The sequence below is a fragment of the Aeromonas sp. CD genome (genome assembly GCF_033349375.1).
Lineage (GTDB): Bacteria > Pseudomonadota > Gammaproteobacteria > Enterobacterales > Aeromonadaceae > Aeromonas > Aeromonas hydrophila.
The window spans coordinates 3,718,504-3,734,501 of record NZ_CP137631.1 but is presented as its reverse complement, the minus strand read 5'-3'; the positions used below and the strand labels follow the sequence as shown (position 1 = coordinate 3,734,501).

The following is a 15,998-nucleotide window of genomic DNA, read 5'->3' as shown; positions in this document are numbered from 1 at the left end:
TGAGTTACCTTGTGAGTCCATTCGTTCATGCCAAGTGAGTAAAAGAGTGAAGTATTTACTGCTGGGAATGATGCTGCTGGGCTCTTTTGCCGCCAGCGCGGGGATGGATCCCCAACTGTTGAAGCAGACCATAGAGCAACGGCTCGGGGTTCAGGTCTATCTGGTGGACGAGACCCCCATGCCCGGTCTCTATATGCTGGGCACCGCCCAGGGGCTGCTCTATACCGATGCCAGGGGCGACTATGTGCTGCAGGGCACCATGCTGGATCTGGCCCACGACATGAAAAACCTCACCATGCTGGGGCTGCGTCAGCAGCGGCAACTGGCCCTGGCGCAGATCGGCGAGCGGCGGATGCAGCTCACGGCCGAGCAGGAGCGCCATCGCGTCACCCTGTTTACCGATCTCGCCTGCAGCAGCTGTCGCACCACCCTGGCAGAGCTGCCGGTCCTGCAGGCGAGAGGGGTCAGCGTGCAGCTGCTGCCGGTGCTCGGCACCTTTGCCGATCTGGCCGAGGCGCAGGCACGCTGGTGCGATCCCCGGCAGTTCGATGCTCTGGATCTCAGTGATCGTTTGCCTGAGACCGGCTGTAATGAGATCCTTGCCCATCATATCGGCCTGAGCCAGTGGCTCGGGATCAAGGCGCTGCCGAGCTGGGTCCTGCCAAATGGCGACCTGGTGCGCGGTTATCAGAGTCCTGAACAACTGCTCAAGATACTGGATCACATCAATGCCCCTGCAAATCCGTCGTCGTCCGCGAGTTGATGATTCCCATCTGCCCGCCACCCTGCACCCGCTGCTTCGTCAAATCTTCGCCAGCCGCGGGGTCGAAGATCCCGCTCTGCTGGAGCGCAGCGCCAGCCAGCTGCTGCCGCCCCAGCGTCTGTTCGGCATGGCGCAGGCGGTGCCGCTGCTGGCCGAGGCGCTGACGGCGCAAAAACGCATTCTCATCGTCGGTGACTTTGACTGCGACGGCGCCACCAGCTCGGCGCTGTGCGTGCTGGCCCTGCGCGCCATGGGCGGCCGCCACATCGATTTTCTGGTGCCCAACCGCTTCGAGTTCGGTTATGGCCTCACCCCCGAGATCGTCGAGCTGGCGGTGGCCCGCGGCGCCGAGTTCCTGATCACGGTGGACAACGGCATCTCCAGCATCGCCGGGGTGGCGGCGGCCAAGGCGGCCGGCATGCAGGTACTGGTTACCGATCACCATTTGCCAGGCCAGGCGCTGCCTGACGCCGATGCCATAGTGAACCCCAACCAGCATGGCTGCGACTTCCCCTCCAAGTCGCTGGCCGGGGTCGGGGTTGCCTTCTATCTGATGGCGGCCCTCAACACCCATCTGCGCCAGAGCGGCTGGTATGAGCGCCAGGGGCTGCGCGCCCCCAACGTGGCGGATTACCTCGATCTGGTGGCGCTCGGCACCGTCGCTGACGTGGTGGCGCTGGATGGCAACAACCGCATCCTGGTCCATCAGGGCTTGCAGCGGATCCGGGCCGGCCGTTGTCGCCCCGGCATCCAGGCGCTGGTGGACGTGTCGGGTCGCGACGGTCGTCGCCTGTGCGCCGCCGATCTCGGCTTTGCGCTGGGGCCGCGCCTCAACGCGGTGGGCCGGCTCGACGACATGTCGCTCGGGGTCGCCTGCCTGCTGAGCGAGGACATCAACCTGGCGCGCCAGCTCGCTTCCGAAATGGACAGCCTCAACCAGGAGCGCAAGGAGATAGAGCAGGGGATGCAGCAGGAGGCGCTCGCCACCCTGGAACAGATCCGTTTTCGTGATGGCGAGGTGCCGTCGGGTATAGTGCTGCACCGGGACGAGTGGCATCAGGGGGTGGTGGGGCTGGTGGCCTCCAAGGTGAAGGAGAAGTACTACCGCCCGGTCATCGCGTTTGCCGAGAGCAGCGAGACCGAACTCAAGGGCTCCGGGCGCTCCATCCCGGGGGTGCACCTGCGCGATGCGCTGGAACTGCTCGATACCCGCCACCCGGGGCTGATGGGCAAGTTTGGCGGCCACGCCATGGCGGCCGGGCTGACCCTGCTCAAGGCCAATATCGAGGCCTTCGGGCGGGCTTTTGAGGCGATCATCGGCGAGCTGGTGACCCCTGAGCTCTTGACCGGGGTACTGCTCACCGATGGCGAGCTGCTGCCCGATGAACTGAGTCTGGAGCTGGCGGAGCTCATCCGCGCCTCCGGCCCCTGGGGTCAGGCCTTCCCCGAGCCGCTGTTTGACGGCGAATTCGTGCTGGTGCAGCAGCGACTGGTGGGGGAGAAGCACCTCAAGATGATGCTGACCACGGATTCCGGCCACGCGGTGGATGCCATCGCCTTTGGCGTCGACTTGCAGCGCTGGCCCGATGCCTCGGTGAAGCGGGTGCGGCTGGTCTACCGGCTCGACGTCAACGAGTGGCGCGGCAACCGCAGCGTGCAGCTGCTGGTGGAGCATCTGGAGGCCGCCGGCCTCTGATCCCGCGAGTCTCTCTTGCTGCCGATGACGGCCACCTCAGGGTGGCCGTTTTTTATGGTGTGAACCCGGATTTTGCCGTTGACCCGTCTATTGCTTCACAGTTTAAGCTTCCCTTCATCGGGTCACAGACCCCTCAGCGAGTGGTTGTCATGAAAATATCCGAACTGGCCCGGCGCTGTGGCCTGGCCCGCTCCACCCTGCTCTATTACGAAAAGCTGGGGGTGATTGCGGGAACGAGGGCCACCAACGGCTATCGCCACTACGACGATGAAGATCTGCAGCGGCTGCTGATGGTACAGGCCCTGCAGGCCGGCGGGCTCAGCCTCAAGCAGTGTCTCGCCTGTCTGGCGGGTGAGCTGGAGCAGGCAACGCTGCAGGCCCGGGTCAGGGAGCTGGATGAAGAGCTGGCACAGATGCAGCGCGCCCGGGATCTGCTGGCGGATCTCGCCGGTTTGCGTGCGCACTCCGGCGACGAGTTCAAGGCCTGGCAGCGGCAACTGCAGCATCAAGCCCCGCAGGCCTACTTTGCCTGGGTGATGAAGCAGGGATTCAGTGAAAAAGAGCGTTACCACCTGCAATGGCTGAGCAAAGACATGAACGAACATGAGCGCTACATCCGGGATTTCAAGCTGCTGCTGGACGGCATGAGCAATTGGGGGCCGGGGGATAGCCTCTTCACCCAGCAGCAGTTTGCCGCGTTGCCCAGCCAGCCTCGCAGGATCTTCGACATGGGTTGCGGGCGCGGCGCCGCCACAATGGCGCTGGCACAGGTGACGGACGCCACCATAGTGGCCATCGATCTGGACGAGGAGGCGCTGGCCGCCGTGGCCCGCAGCGCCAGTGCGGCTGGGCTGGGTCAGGTCACTACCCTGTGCGCCAATATGGCGGACTTGCCCATGGAACTTGCCCCCGCCGACCTCATCTGGGCCGAGGGGAGCGCCTACACCATCGGGGTGGCCAATGCCTTGCAGGCATGGCGGCCGTACCTTGCCGATCCTAATGCCTGCCTGGTGCTGAGCGACCTGGTGTGGCTGACGGACACGCCGCCAGAGGAGGCGCTGGCGTTCTGGCAGCGGGATTATCCCGCCATGCAGACGCTGGCGGGCCTGCTCAAAACGGTGCAAGAGGCGGGTTATCGCTGTCTGTCGCACACCCCGTTGCCGCAAAGGGCCTGGCACAACTATCTGGACCCCATCGAGCGCAATCTGGCGCACCACAGTGCCGCGCTGGGGGATAGCCCCGCCTGGCAGGATTTGAGCCGGGAAGTGGCCATTCACCGCCAATACCTGGGTAGCTACGGCTATGTGATCTGCTGCCTGCAGGCCGCCTGATCAGGCCATCCATTGCAAGAGAACAAACGGAGAAAACCTATGAACATCATCATTCGGCCCGAAACGGGCGCCGATCACGACGCCATTGAGGCGCTGACCATAGTCGCGTTCCTCAATGCGCCCCATACCGATCACAACGAACAGCGGATCGTGCGTGCCTTGCGCCAAGCCGGGGCGCTCAGCCTGTCGCTGGTGGCGGAGCAGGAGGGGCGTGTGGTAGGCCACCTCTGCTTCTCGCCGGTGACCATCAGTGATGGCAGCCCGCACTGGTATGGTCTTGGCCCCATTTCGGTCTCTCCTGCTCTGCACGGCAAGGGGCTGGGTTCACGGCTGATGGACGCGGGTCTGGCCGAGCTCAAGGGGATTGGAGCGGCCGGCTGCGTGGTGCTGGGGGATCCCGGCTTCTACGGCCGTTTCGGCTTCGTGTCCGAGCCGGGGCTGACACTGTCCGGCGTGCCGGCGGAGTACTTCATGGCCCGCTCGTTCGGCGCCGCCATGCCCCGTGGCGAAGTGTGCTACCACCCAGCCTTTGTGCAGGCGTGAGGGTCACCGTGAGGGCAAAGAGGGTGCTCCTTGCGCTCATTGTGGTTTTTAATTGCCGGCTTTATTGATAACGAGGGTTTTTAGTATCGATTCGTGAGCGTTTGCAGGGTTTCAAATTCAATAAAAAGATGAATTGTGATATATTCGGCCTCGCTGAATCCTCTTTTAAAGAAGGGACTCCCCGCTTGTCACCCGCTGGCCGACGCTCGACCTGGCCGATGGCCCTCGCCATCGCCTGCCTTCTGTGGCTTGCCGCCTTCGCCGCGGCAGAGGTCGGTGCCGCCGTACGTCAGGCTGCGGTTGGCCAGGGCGCCTCGATGCAGTTGCATGAGCCGGCCGATCCCGGGCTGGTCAACAGCGTCAGCCTGCCGCCGGGCTGCCAGTGGCGGCTCAGCTTCGAGCAGGGTCGACGGCTGGAAGGGGCCGCTCAAGCCGAGCTCTATCAGGTGCTGCTGGCCTGGTTCCAGCACGATATCCTCGGCCTGCTCTGCGGCCTGCTGTTCTTCCTGCCCCTCATCTACCTCAGGCAACTGAGCGACTACTTCGGTTATCTGCACCGGTGGCAGTTGAGCTGCCATCACCTGCAATTTCGTTTCTGCCACAGCGACTCGCGTCCGGCTGCTTGCTGAGCGCCCGTCCGCCCAAGGCTTGCTCCCTCGCTGATTGATGTCAGCCGCGAAGGCATGCCCGTGCGGTCCGGTGCCCTCCTTGCACCGTCTTCGTGCCTGCCCACCGGCGAGTGCGAAGGCGGCTCCCGCCCCGTACACCTTGTGAGCCGACCCGATGGATTATTATGTAAACCTCTTTATTCACTCGATCTTTGTCGAAAACCTGGCGCTGGCCTTCTTCCTTGGCATGTGCACCTTCCTGGCCGTTTCCAAGAACATCAATACCGCCTTTGGCCTTGGCATGACGGTGCTGGTGGTCATGGTGATCGCCATCCCCCTCAACAACCTGATCTACCGCCATATCCTGCGTCCCGAGAGTACCTTCCTCGGCGAGTTTGATCTGAGCTTTCTCGATTTCATCGTCTATATCGGGGTACTGGCGGCGCTGGTGCAGGTGATGGAGATGGTGCTCGACAAGCACTTTCCGGCGCTCTATCACGCGCTCGGCATCTATCTTCCGCTGCTGACGGTGCATTGCGCCATCTTCGGCGGGGTGATGTTCATGGCCCAGCGGGATTACGACTTCATCGAATCCGTGGTGTACGGGGCGGGCTCAGGGCTGGGCTGGCTGCTGGCCATCGTCGCCATCGCCGGCCTGCGCCAGAAGATGAAGTATTCGGATGTGCCAGAGGGGCTGCGCGGTATCGGCATCACCTTTATCGTGGCCGGGCTGATGTCGCTCGGCTTCATGTCTTTTTCCGGCATCTCGCTCTAGCCGAATGGGTGTTACAACGGCCACGCAAGTGGCCGTTTTGCCATCTATTGGTCCTCGATCATCCCCAGCAGGCGGTCGTGTACCAGTGGCAGCTCCAGAAAACCGTCCCGGTCGAGGAAGTGACCGCCATGCTCCAGGCTGTAGAGCGGGGCGGCCAGCTGTTCGCTCAGATGCTGGCAGTAGCGATAGGGCACGATGGCATCGTCGCGGGAGGCGACCACGACCCGTCGGTGCGCCAGCGCCATGATGTGGGCCGGCTCGTAACCCTGGGTCATGAAGGGATCCAGCTCAGGCAGGGTGTGCAGCGGCTGATCGAAGCCGGACACCAGCAGGATCCCGCCCACCCGGCGGGAGGCAGGCAGGCGGCTCAGCTGGCGCAAGATGGTGATGCAGCCGAGGCTGTGGCCCAGCAGAAAGGTCCGTTCATCGTGATCCCGCACCAGGCTGTCCATGGCAGCGTCCCAGGCGGCGGGTTGCGGATGGTGGGGATCAGGCATGGCCAGCACCTCGACCCGGATATCGCGGGCTTCGAGCTGCGCCTTGAGCCAGGGGAACCAGTGGGAGTGGGGGGAGGCGGTATAGCCGTGCACGATGAAGACGCGGGTGTGTGACATAAGCAGGATCCTGAAAGGGGGCGACAGGGAACAAAAGGGCGTGCGCAGTGACGCAGACCGGGCGGCCTCATCATATCAGCGCCAGCCGGGTGGTGGCACGCCCCTGTCCGGGTAGTACAAGGGCAGTATAGGGCTTTCAACCCAGCCGTTTGGCCATGTTGTAGCCGGTGATGGCGAAGCCCGCCTCCTGGTAAAGCGCCAGGGCGCGCGGGTTGTCGTGGGCGACCCGCAGGGTGATCTGGCGGATGCCGAGGCTCCTGAGCTCGGCTTCCAGCAGCGCCATGGCGGCCTTGCCGATCCCCCGGCTGCGGTGGGCCGGTGCGACATAGAAGTCATAGATAAAGGTGGCGGTACCGTCGCTGTCGATGGCGTGCCAGAGATAACCCAGTGGCTCCTCCTCGGCAGGCACAACCGCTTCCTCTGTGGGCAGGATGCAGAGCAGGCGGTGACCGGCGCTGGCCACCCCTTGCGGCAGATAGCGCTGCAGGGAGGCCTCGGCCTTGTGGCGGGCGGTGGCGAGATCGTGGCCCTGGTTGCTGGCGAGATCCTGCGCGTACTCCTCGATGAAGCAGGCGCAATAAGCGGGGTAGTGCTGCTCGCTCATGGGCAGCAAGCGGATAAGCGGTGTCGGCATCCTGCAGATCACTCAAGGGGAGAAGGGAGGCTCACGTTAACCCGGAGGCGAAGTGAGTGCAAACGGCGCTGGTCGTGGTCAGCAAGCGGAACGGCGTCCGCCTGCGGCCGGCCCATAAAAAAGAGCGCCCTTGGGCGCTCTTTTTTGACCAGAGGGAGCGAGGTTATTTCACCTCTTCGCCCTTGGCTTGCAGGTCCGCATGGTAGGAGGAGCGGACGAAGGGGCCGCAGGCAGCGTGGGAGAAGCCCAGCCCCATGGCCACGTCTTTGAGCTCGTCGAACTCTGCAGGCGGCACGTAGCGCTTCACCGGCAGGTGGTGGCGGCTCGGCTGCAGATACTGGCCCAGGGTCAGCATGTTGACGCCGTGCTCGCGCAAGTCTTTGAGTACCTGCACGATCTCTTCGTTGGTTTCGCCCAGACCCATCATGACGCCGGACTTGGTCGGCACATGGGGGTGCATCTCCTTGATGCGGCGCAGCAGCTCCAGCGACCACTTGTAGTCGGCACCCGGACGGGCGACCCGGTACATGCGCGGGGCGGTTTCCAGGTTGTGGTTGAACACGTCAGGCGGGGTCTCGCGGAACACTTCCAGCGCCTGCTCCATCCGGCCGCGGAAGTCCGGGGTCAGGATCTCGATGCGGGTCTGCGGGCTGTGCTCGCGGATCTGCTTGATGCAGTCGGCGAAGTGCTGGGCACCGCCGTCGCGCAGATCGTCGCGGTCCACCGAGGTGATCACCACGTATTTCAGCCCCATCTCCTTGATGGTCAGCGCCAGCTTCTTCGGCTCGTCCGGATCGAGCGCCAGCGGGCGGCCGTGGGCCACGTCGCAGAAGGGGCAGCGACGAGTGCAGATGGCACCCATGATCATGAAGGTGGCGGTGCCGTGGTTGAAGCACTCCGCCAGGTTGGGGCAGGAGGCCTCCTCACACACTGAGTGCAGCTTGTTCTTGCGCAGGGTGCTCTTGATGTGCTCGATCTTCTGGCTCGACGGCGGCAGCTTGATCCGCATCCAGTCCGGCTTGCGCAGCACTTCCTCGTTGGGATCCGGCATGAATTTCACCGGGATCAGGGCCATCTTGTCGCCATCGCGCAGCTTGACGCCCGGCTCCATACGAACGGGTTTGCTCATGATTCACTCTCGGTGTTTGTTATTGTCTGGTTGATAGCCACCAGGGTCATCTCAGTGCCCTCATGGCCAGGCAGCATGGACTTGCTCATGCCGCCTCTTCGGTATTCGTGATTGTCTCATAACCGATCAGGCTGGCCAGTTCGGCCACCAGAATCGCTTGAGCCTCGGCCACGCTCTGCGGGCCGCCCAGGGCGCTGGTCTGGGTCATGGCCATGCCCGCATAGCCGCACGGATTGATGCGCAGGAAGGGGGTCATGTCCATGTTGACGTTGAGGGCCAGGCCGTGGAACGAGCAGCCCTTGCGGATGCGCAGGCCGAGCGAGGCCAGTTTGGCTTCTGTCTGCAGCGAGGCACCGAGCTGGTTCTTCACGTAGACGCCGGGGGCGTCGGGTTTGGCATAAGCCTCAATCCCGCTCTTGGCCAGGGTGTTGATGATGGCGGTCTCGAGGCAGGTCACCAGCTCGCGCACCGTCAACTTGCTGCGGCGCACATCCACCAGCACGTAGAGCACCAGCTGGCCGGGGCCGTGATAGGTCACCTGGCCACCGCGATCGCTCTGCACCACCGGGATGTCGCCGGGGGCGAGCAGATGTTCGGCCTTGCCGGCCTGACCCTGGGTGTAGACGGGATCGTGCTCCACCACCCAGAACTCGTCCGGGGTGTCGGGGGTACGGCTGTCGGTGAAGGCCTTCATGGCATCCCATACCGGCTGGTAGGGACGGCGGCCCAGCTGTCTGACCAGCAGCCGGGGGGCTGACGATGGTGATTCGGCGGGGGTTTGGAGTGACATCTTTCCTCACTGACAGGCGCTTGGGTCGGCCAGCGCGGCCACGACAGCCGGCTGGCAAATAATCAGTCGCCCCGGTGGCGGGGCGAGAGAGGCGACTTACAGGACGTAGCGAACCAGCTCTATGTTACCGAGTGCGGTATACATGGCTTCGATATGTTCCTTGCTCTGGGCGGTCACAGTGACCCGGACCGAGTGGTAGTTGCCCTTGGAGCTGGGCTGCACGGTCGGGCTGTAGGTACCGGGGGCGTGCTGCTGCAGCACTTCCACCACCATGTCCGGCAGCGCCGGATCGGCAACGCCGAGCACCTTGAACGGGAACTTGCAGGGGAACTCCAGCAGTTCATCAAACTTGGTATTCATTTACTCACCTTTTGGTGTCGTCACGGGACGACTTCATCGCTTGTGGCTAGTGGCCGATGGCCCATCAGGGCCGCCATCTACCCGTCTGTGGCGGGCACTGCTCAAGTGTATATGGGCATTGCCCAGGCCGGGATCAAGGTCCGGTCTGGCAGACGAGGCATGGAGGTGCTGCTTTTTACCACAAATCGTCAGTCGGCGGAACCTGCAGATTGCAGGGTTATTGACTGGCCCGACCGCAAAAGACAGCAGCGGCGCCTGTTGGCGCCGCTGTTTGGTCAGGTTTGTGCGCAGGTTACTTGAACCAGCTGGAGACCAGCATCACCAGGTAATCCCACAGACGGCTCATCAGGCCACCTTCCTGCACCTCTTCCAGGGCGACCAGCGGAACCTGCTTGATCTCCTTGTCGCCTTGCTTGAGGAACACGGTACCGACCCGTTGGCCCTTGGCCAGCGGTGCCTTCAGCTCACTTTCGAGCTGGAAGTCAGCCTTGAGGTTGTTGCCCTGGCCACGGGTGACCAGCACGGAGACGTCCTTGTCGACGCCCAGTTTCACTTCAGACTTGTCGCCCATCCAGATCTTCTGGGTCACCAGCTCGGTGCCGGCCTTGTACGGGGTCAGGCTCTGGAAGAAACGGAAACCGTAGGTGAGCAATTTCTTGCTCTCGGCGGCGCGGGAGGCTTCGCTGCTGGCGCCCAGCACCACGGCGATCAGGCGCATGCCTTCGTTGTTGGTGGCGGAGGAGACCAGGTTGTAGCCGACCTGGCTGACGTGGCCGGTCTTGATGCCGTCAACTTGCAGGGATTGATCCCACAGCAGACGGTTGCGGTTGTGCTGAGTGATGCCGTTGAACACGAAGGACTTCTGGGCGTAGATCTTGTACTCGTCCGGCAGGTCGCGGATCAGGGCCTGGCCCAGGCGCGCCATGTCGTGGGCGGTACTGTAGTGACCTTCCGCATCCAGCCCGTGCGGGTTCATGAAGTGGCTGTCGTTCATGCCGAGCTTGGCGGCCCAGCTGTTCATCAGGCTGGCGAAGGAGTCGGTGCTGCCGGCCAGGAATTCGGCCATGGCGACGCAGGCGTCGTTGCCGGACTGGATGATGATGCCCTTGTTGAGGTCATCGACCGAGACCTGCTTGCCCACCTCGATGAACATCTTGGAGGAGTCGGAGTAGTTCTTGGACCAGGCGTTCTGGCTGATGGTCACCATGTCGGTGCGCTTGATGTTCCCCTTCAGCAGCTCCTGGCCGATGATGTAGGAGGTCATCATCTTGGTCAGACTGGCGGGCGGCAGACGCTCTTCGGCGTTCTGCTCGGCCAGCACCTGACCCGAGTAGTAGTCGATCAGAATATGGGCCTTGGCGGAGATCTCCGGCGCGGCGGGAACGACCACGGGGTTGGCGTTCGGGGTCGGTACAGGCGTGTTGGCCTGAGCGGTGGCGCTTATCAGGGAGGCCAGAATAACTGAACGGGCAAATTTGGACATCTTGAAATTCCTGGAGCCTGGTTGGGGTAACCCAAGTTAAAAATGCGGGCTTCACTATACCAGAAGCGACCGTCGGTCAAAGCCCGACGTGCCATCTGGCCTGGTTTTTTATCCATCCGTTGCCGCCATCACGCCGGGAAACGACGTGATGGCGGGCGGTTGGCGGTGGTTCATGCTGGCTGAGCCACTCCGCGATCAGGGGACGATGAAGGCTTGTTCCAGCCCCCCCTGACGGATCTGTTCGAGCAGGGCGGTCTGCTGAGCGGCGGGGACCGGCCCCAGCAGGACCCGGAAGATGGCGCCGTGGGCCGCCACCTGGTAGGGCACCCCATGGCGCTGGGTCATCACCTTGCCCATCGCCTCGGCCCGTGCCTGCGAGCCGCTGGCCAGCACCTGGATCATCTTGCCCTCGCCGCTGCTGGCGGGCGCGGTCGGCTTGGCCACTGCCGGTTTGGCGGGTTTGGCGACCGGAGCCTTGACGGGGGCCGGTTCGGCGGCAGCCGGTGTGGCCATGGCCAGTTCGGTGGGCTGGCCGACGAAGCCATCCTGAGCTGCAGAGGCTGCGGTAGCCGGCGTGGTCGGTGTCATCTCGATGGGCTTCATGGGGGCCATGATCACCATCTGGTCCGGGGTGTCGTTGATGAGCTCGACCCGCACCCGTGCCTCGCCTCCTTCCACCATCTCCAGCTGCTTGGCGGCCGCATGGGAGAGATCGATCAGCCGGTCGCTGCCGAAGGGGCCGCGATCGTTGACGCGTACTATGGTCTCCAGCCCGTTGTCCAGGTTAGTGACCCGCACATAGCTTGGCAGCGGCAGGTTGCGGTGGGCGGCGCTGAACAGCTTGCTGTCCTGCACGTCGCCGTTGGCGGTCTTCTGGCCGTCCAGATCCTGCGCCAGCCAGCTGGCAGTGCCCTCTTCGCTGTAGTGCTTGATGTCGCGCCACACCTCGTTCTTCTGCTTGCCTATCCAGTAATCCCGGTTGCCGCTGGCGCTCAGGGGTTCGGGGCGCGGTATGGCGCCGGTGGCCTGCGGGATCTCGATGACCTGGGGTTTTTCCGGCTGGACTGGTTCGGGAGGCGGGGGAAGCTGCTCCGGCTGGCTGCTACAGGCGGCCAGCAACAAGGTCAGGCTGAGCGGGAGAAGTTTGTGGCTGTAATGCATACGCGTCCTGGATTGCTTGACTGAGTTGATGCACCGCCATCGCATAGAGCGGGCTGCGGTTATAGCGGGTGATCACATAAAAATTGTGGCGCGCGACCCAGTATTCCGGTCCATCGGCCTGTTCCAATGCCAGCAGTTTCACCGGCGTGTCGGGTGCCAGCGGGGTGGCGAGTTCAATGCCTGCGGTGGCCAGCTCGGCCCAGGTCTGGGTCAGCTCGGGGGCAGGCCCCAGCAGGGTACCTACTGGCGCCAGCCCGATCAAGGCGGGTTCGACCGGTGACTCCCCCCAGCGCCACTGGTGCTCGGCAAAATAGTGGGCAACGCTGCCGATGGCATCCACCGGATTGGCGAACAGATCGCGCTTGCCGTCGCCGTCGAAGTCGACTGCGTAGTGGCGATAGCTGGAGGGCATGAACTGGCCCATGCCCATGGCGCCGGCATAGGAGCCCTTCAGGCGGGTGAGTGGCCACTTCTCTTCCCGGGCAAGCAGCACCAGCTGGGCAAACTCCTTGGCGAAGAAATCTGCCCGTTCGGGGTAGTGGAAGCCCAGGGTATAGAGACTGTCGAGCACCGGATGGCGGCCCATCTGGCGGCCGTAGAAGGTCTCGATGCCGATGATGGCGACGATGAGGGAGGCCGGCACCTGGTAGGTCTGTTCGGCCCGCGCCAGGGTGGCGGCGTGGCGTTGCCAGAAGTTGACACCATCCCGGATCCGCTCAGGGGTGATGAACAGCGGCCGGTAGCGGTGCCAGGGTTTGGCCTCCCACGGGCGGCTGATGGTGTCGAGCACCTCCTGGCGCAAGCTGGCCTGGGCCGCGGCGGCCTGCAGCTCGGCCAGCGGCACCTGTTGCTGCTCGGCGAGCCGGGCGAGCCCCGGGGGCTCGACGGCCGCAGTTGCTGTGAGGGCAACGAGAGAGAGCAGCAAACCGGCCAGTCGCATCAGGCCAGCAGCCTTCTGTGGGTCTGGATGGACATCAGGATGCCGAAGCCGGCCATCAGGGTCACCATGGAGGTGCCGCCGTAGCTCACCAACGGCAGGGGCACCCCCACCACGGGCAGGATGCCGCTTACCATGCCCATGTTGACGAACACGTAGACGAAGAAGGTGAGGGTCAGGGCACCGCCCAGCAGGCGCTCGAAGCTGTTCTGGGCCTGCATGGAGATGAACAGGCAGCGGCTGATGATGTAGAGGTAGATCACCAGCAGGAGGGCCACGCCCACCAGGCCGAACTCCTCGCTGAATACCGCGAAGATGAAGTCGGTGTGGCGCTCGGGCAGGAACTCGAGCTGGGACTGGGTGCCCTGCAGCCAGCCCTTGCCGAACACGCCGCCGGAGCCGATCGCTATCTTGGACTGGATGATGTGATAGCCGCGACCGAGCGGGTCCTTCTCCGGGTCCAGCAGCATCAGCACCCGCTGGCGCTGGTAGTCGTGCATCAGGAAGAACCAGAGCACCGGCATGAAGGCGCAGATCAGCAGCACCGCCAGCCCGATCAGCCACCAGCTGATCCCCGCCAGGAAGATCACGAAGAAGCCGGAGGCGGCCACCAGGATGGAGGTGCCAAGGTCAGGCTGGGCCGCGATCAGCAGGGTAGGCAGCAGCACCATGATGAGACTCAGCACCAGGTGGCTGAACTTGGGCGGCAGTGAATGACGGCTGAGCCAGGCGGCCACCATGATGGGCATGGAGAGCTTCATCACCTCGGAGGGCTGAAACTTCATGAAGCCGAGGTCCAGCCAGCGCTGGGCCCCCTTGCCGATATGGCCGAACACGTCCACCGCGACCAGCAGCAGCACCACCACCACGAACAGCGGCACCGACCAGCGGGCATAGAGGGAGGGGGGCAGCTGGGCCATGCCGATCATCAGGGCGAATGCCAGCCCGCCGCGCACCAGCTGGCGCACGATGGAGTCGACGTCCTGGCCGGAGGCGGAGTAGAGCACCACCATGGAGAGGGACATCAGGGTCAGCAGGCCGAGCAGCAGCGGCAAGTCGATGTGCAGCTTGTACCAGATGCTCTGCTGGCGAGCGGAATTACTCATGAGGAGCGACCTCTTCAGATTGGGGCTTCTTGGCCGGCGCCGGCGGCAGTTGCGGCTCTGGCGGCAGCAGGTAGGCGTCCAGCATCTGGCGGGCCACCGGAGCGGCCATGCTGCTGCCGCCACCGGCGTTTTCCAGTACCAGGGCGACGACCGCCTTGGGTGCTTCGAACGGGGCGAACGAGACGAACAGGGCGTTGTCGCGATGCTCCACCTTGGTGGTGGCCGCGTTGTAGACCTGGTTCTCCTTCAGCCCCACTACCTGGGCGGTACCGGACTTGCCTGCCGCCTTGTAGGGGGTGTTCGCGAAGGCGCGCCGACCCGTCCCCTCGTGACCGTTGATGACCCGCCACATGCCGTCCTTGGCCACCTGCCAGTAGCTGTCGCTCTTGGTCTGGATGGCCATGTTCGGGTTGATGGGGGCATTGACCACGCCATCGATGGAGGCGGTGCTCTTGAGCAGGTGCGGCGTCACGTCGTGGCCGTTCTGGGTCAGGATGCTGATGGCCTTGGCCAGCTGGATCGGGGTGGCGCTCCAGTAGCCCTGGCCGATGCCGATGGAGATGGTGTCACCCTGATACCAGGGCTGGCGCCAGCGGGCCATCTTCCAGTCGCGTGACGGCATCACCCCCTTGGTCTCCTCGTACAGATCGACGCCGCTGTACTGACCGAAGCCGAACTTGGTCATGTAGCTGTTGATCTTGTCGATGCCGACCCGGTAGGCGAGATCGTAGAAGTAGGTATCCGCCGACACTTCGATGGCGCGGTAGACGTCGAGCCAGCCGTGACCCCAGCGGCGCCAGTCGCGGAACTTCTTGGTGGTACCGGGGATGGAGAAGCTGGGGCCGCCGAAGTAACGGTAGTTGGGGGTGATGGCCCCCTCGTTGAGCCCCATCACCGCCATCATGGGCTTGACGGTGGAGGCGGGGGCATAGATGCCCTGGGTGGTGCGGTTCACCAGTGGCCTTGCCGGATCGTTGAGCAGCGCCGAGTAGTTGGCGCTGGAGATGCCGGTCACGAACAGGTTGGGATCGTAGCTCGGGCTCGACTCCATGGCCAGAATGGCGCCGGTATTGGGATCCATCATCACGATGGCGCCCCGGCGGCCGGCCAGCAACTCCTGCGCCTTGAGCTGCAGGCGGATGTCGATGTTGAGGTAGATGTCCTTGCCGGGCTCGGGCGGCTGGAACTTGAGGGTACGCACCACCCGGCCGCGGTTGTTGACCTCGACCTCCTGGTAGCCCGCCACGCCGTGCAGCTGATCCTCGTAGTATTTCTCCACCCCCTGCTTGCCGATGTCCTTGGTGGCGGCATAGTTGGCGAGCTTGTCCTCCTTGTCGAGGCGCTCCACGTCGCGGGTGTTGATCTTGGCCACATAGCCCAGCGCATGGGTGAGGGTGTCACCGAACGGATAGTAGCGCTTGAGGTAGGCCTCGATGCTGACCCCGGGGTAGTTGTGCTGGTTGACCGAGAAGAGGGCAACCTGATACTCAGTCAGCTTCTCGAACAGGGCCACCGGCTTGAAGCGGCGCTGGCGCTTGACCTCGGCCAGGAACTTCTCCTTGGTGCCTTCCGGCAGCTTCAGCAGGGCGATCAGCTCGTCGGCGGTCTTCTCCAGATCCTTGGTCTCTTCCGGCACTATCTCCAGGCTGTAGACCGGGCGGTTCTCCGCCAGCAGCACGCCGTTGGCGTCATAGATGAGGCCGCGCGGCGGCGCCACCGGCACCACCCGGATGCGGTTGTCGTTGGAGCGGGTCTGGTAGGTGTCGTAAGACTCGACCTGCAGGTAATAGAGGTTGCCCAGCAACACCAGCATCAGCACTATCATGCCGATGTAGGCGACCAGGGTACGTCGGAAGAAGAGGCGACCCTCGGCGCTGTGGTCGCGCATCTCGATGCGATTCTTCAGCATGCCGCTACCTTATGACTGTCGAGCAGGTGAGAAACGGGGTGCAGATGTGCATGCTCACGCTCTGTGATTCTGGTTTGAGAGGGGGATGCTGGAATAACGCATGATTCACTCTCTGTGATTCGGGTATGTGAGGGTGATGCTGGAATAGTGCATGGCTCA

General features: G+C 63.7%; 16 protein-coding genes. 6 read left to right on the top strand and 10 right to left on the bottom strand.

What is annotated here, in order from left to right; all coding sequences use genetic code 11:
• The first annotated feature begins 46 nt into the window (after positions 1 to 46).
• From R2E40_RS17230 to nqrE, 6 genes are all read left to right on the top strand, one after another.
• Positions 47 to 763, top strand: a complete 717-nt coding sequence (locus R2E40_RS17230) for a disulfide isomerase DsbC N-terminal domain-containing protein (RefSeq protein ID WP_318163989.1) — start codon at positions 47 to 49, stop codon at positions 761 to 763.
• Positions 729 to 2,459 (top strand): single-stranded-DNA-specific exonuclease RecJ, encoded by a 1,731-nt coding sequence (recJ, locus tag R2E40_RS17225; RefSeq protein ID WP_318163988.1) that lies wholly within the window; start codon positions 729 to 731, stop codon positions 2,457 to 2,459. Before R2E40_RS17230 ends, recJ begins: the two co-directional genes overlap by 35 nt.
• 149 nt (positions 2,460 to 2,608) lie before the next feature.
• Positions 2,609 to 3,790: a MerR family transcriptional regulator gene (locus R2E40_RS17220; RefSeq protein WP_318163987.1), complete on the top strand. Its 1,182-nt coding sequence runs from the start codon at positions 2,609 to 2,611 to the stop codon at positions 3,788 to 3,790.
• Between the two features lie 39 nt (positions 3,791 to 3,829).
• Complete coding sequence (locus R2E40_RS17215; RefSeq protein ID WP_318163986.1) at positions 3,830 to 4,333, top strand: N-acetyltransferase; 504 nt, start codon at positions 3,830 to 3,832, stop codon at positions 4,331 to 4,333.
• Positions 4,334 to 4,551: 218 nt separating this feature from the next.
• Positions 4,552 to 4,962 carry a hypothetical protein gene (locus R2E40_RS17210; protein ID WP_318163985.1) on the top strand — a complete coding sequence of 137 codons (411 nt, stop codon included), beginning with the start codon at positions 4,552 to 4,554 and terminating at the stop codon, positions 4,960 to 4,962.
• 154 nt (positions 4,963 to 5,116) lie between these two features.
• Positions 5,117 to 5,716: an NADH:ubiquinone reductase (Na(+)-transporting) subunit E gene (gene nqrE, locus R2E40_RS17205; RefSeq protein WP_011707038.1), complete on the top strand. Its 600-nt coding sequence runs from the start codon at positions 5,117 to 5,119 to the stop codon at positions 5,714 to 5,716.
• A gap of 44 nt (positions 5,717 to 5,760) precedes the next feature.
• On the opposite strand, the gene R2E40_RS17200 is transcribed toward nqrE, so the two are convergent.
• The 10 genes from R2E40_RS17200 to mrdA form a co-directional block, all read right to left on the bottom strand.
• Positions 5,761 to 6,330 carry an RBBP9/YdeN family alpha/beta hydrolase gene (locus R2E40_RS17200; protein ID WP_318163984.1) on the bottom strand — a complete coding sequence of 190 codons (570 nt, stop codon included), beginning with the start codon at positions 6,328 to 6,330 and terminating at the stop codon, positions 5,761 to 5,763.
• Between the two features lie 136 nt (positions 6,331 to 6,466).
• Positions 6,467 to 6,964, bottom strand: coding sequence for a GNAT family N-acetyltransferase (locus tag R2E40_RS17195; protein ID WP_318163983.1), 498 nt, complete (start codon positions 6,962 to 6,964; stop codon positions 6,467 to 6,469).
• A gap of 163 nt (positions 6,965 to 7,127) precedes the next feature.
• On the bottom strand, positions 7,128 to 8,093 hold the full coding sequence (gene lipA, locus R2E40_RS17190; RefSeq protein WP_011707035.1) for a lipoyl synthase: 966 nt from the start codon (positions 8,091 to 8,093) through the stop codon (positions 7,128 to 7,130).
• Positions 8,094 to 8,178: 85 nt separating this feature from the next.
• The gene (lipB, locus tag R2E40_RS17185) at positions 8,179 to 8,883 is read right to left on the bottom strand and encodes a lipoyl(octanoyl) transferase LipB (protein ID WP_276846481.1); all 705 of its coding nucleotides are present in this window, start codon (positions 8,881 to 8,883) and stop codon (positions 8,179 to 8,181) included.
• A 96-nt stretch (positions 8,884 to 8,979) separates the two neighbouring features.
• On the bottom strand, positions 8,980 to 9,243 hold the full coding sequence (gene ybeD / locus R2E40_RS17180) for a DUF493 family protein YbeD (RefSeq protein WP_005298227.1): 264 nt from the start codon (positions 9,241 to 9,243) through the stop codon (positions 8,980 to 8,982).
• Between the two features lie 292 nt (positions 9,244 to 9,535).
• Positions 9,536 to 10,726, bottom strand: coding sequence for a D-alanyl-D-alanine carboxypeptidase family protein (locus R2E40_RS17175; RefSeq protein ID WP_011707032.1), 1,191 nt, complete (start codon positions 10,724 to 10,726; stop codon positions 9,536 to 9,538).
• A 195-nt stretch (positions 10,727 to 10,921) separates the two neighbouring features.
• On the bottom strand, positions 10,922 to 11,887 hold the full coding sequence (locus tag R2E40_RS17170; protein ID WP_318163982.1) for a septal ring lytic transglycosylase RlpA family protein: 966 nt from the start codon (positions 11,885 to 11,887) through the stop codon (positions 10,922 to 10,924).
• On the bottom strand, positions 11,829 to 12,827 hold the full coding sequence (gene mltB / locus R2E40_RS17165) for a lytic murein transglycosylase B (RefSeq protein ID WP_318163981.1): 999 nt from the start codon (positions 12,825 to 12,827) through the stop codon (positions 11,829 to 11,831). Before mltB ends, R2E40_RS17170 begins: the two co-directional genes overlap by 59 nt.
• Positions 12,827 to 13,930, bottom strand: a complete 1,104-nt coding sequence (rodA, locus tag R2E40_RS17160) for a rod shape-determining protein RodA (protein ID WP_016351680.1) — start codon at positions 13,928 to 13,930, stop codon at positions 12,827 to 12,829. The genes mltB and rodA overlap by 1 nt, the downstream gene beginning before the upstream one ends.
• On the bottom strand, positions 13,923 to 15,839 hold the full coding sequence (mrdA, locus tag R2E40_RS17155) for a penicillin-binding protein 2 (RefSeq protein ID WP_016351679.1): 1,917 nt from the start codon (positions 15,837 to 15,839) through the stop codon (positions 13,923 to 13,925). Before mrdA ends, rodA begins: the two co-directional genes overlap by 8 nt.
• Positions 15,840 to 15,998: the final 159 nt, after the last annotated feature.

Coding starts and splice junctions, on each gene's coding strand:
- recJ (WP_318163988.1), top strand. CDS start 729: ATGCCCCTGCAAATCCGTCGTCGTCCGCGAGTTGATGATTCCCATCTG.
- R2E40_RS17220 (WP_318163987.1), top strand. CDS start 2,609: ATGAAAATATCCGAACTGGCCCGGCGCTGTGGCCTGGCCCGCTCCACC.
- R2E40_RS17215 (WP_318163986.1), top strand. CDS start 3,830: ATGAACATCATCATTCGGCCCGAAACGGGCGCCGATCACGACGCCATT.
- R2E40_RS17210 (WP_318163985.1), top strand. CDS start 4,552: ATGGCCCTCGCCATCGCCTGCCTTCTGTGGCTTGCCGCCTTCGCCGCG.
- nqrE (WP_011707038.1), top strand. CDS start 5,117: ATGGATTATTATGTAAACCTCTTTATTCACTCGATCTTTGTCGAAAAC.
- R2E40_RS17200 (WP_318163984.1), bottom strand. CDS start 6,330: ATGTCACACACCCGCGTCTTCATCGTGCACGGCTATACCGCCTCCCCC.
- R2E40_RS17195 (WP_318163983.1), bottom strand. CDS start 6,964: ATGCCGACACCGCTTATCCGCTTGCTGCCCATGAGCGAGCAGCACTAC.
- lipA (WP_011707035.1), bottom strand. CDS start 8,093: ATGAGCAAACCCGTTCGTATGGAGCCGGGCGTCAAGCTGCGCGATGGC.
- lipB (WP_276846481.1), bottom strand. CDS start 8,883: ATGTCACTCCAAACCCCCGCCGAATCACCATCGTCAGCCCCCCGGCTG.
- ybeD (WP_005298227.1), bottom strand. CDS start 9,243: ATGAATACCAAGTTTGATGAACTGCTGGAGTTCCCCTGCAAGTTCCCG.
- R2E40_RS17175 (WP_011707032.1), bottom strand. CDS start 10,726: ATGTCCAAATTTGCCCGTTCAGTTATTCTGGCCTCCCTGATAAGCGCC.
- R2E40_RS17170 (WP_318163982.1), bottom strand. CDS start 11,887: ATGCATTACAGCCACAAACTTCTCCCGCTCAGCCTGACCTTGTTGCTG.
- mltB (WP_318163981.1), bottom strand. CDS start 12,827: ATGCGACTGGCCGGTTTGCTGCTCTCTCTCGTTGCCCTCACAGCAACT.
- rodA (WP_016351680.1), bottom strand. CDS start 13,930: ATGAGTAATTCCGCTCGCCAGCAGAGCATCTGGTACAAGCTGCACATC.
- mrdA (WP_016351679.1), bottom strand. CDS start 15,839: ATGCTGAAGAATCGCATCGAGATGCGCGACCACAGCGCCGAGGGTCGC.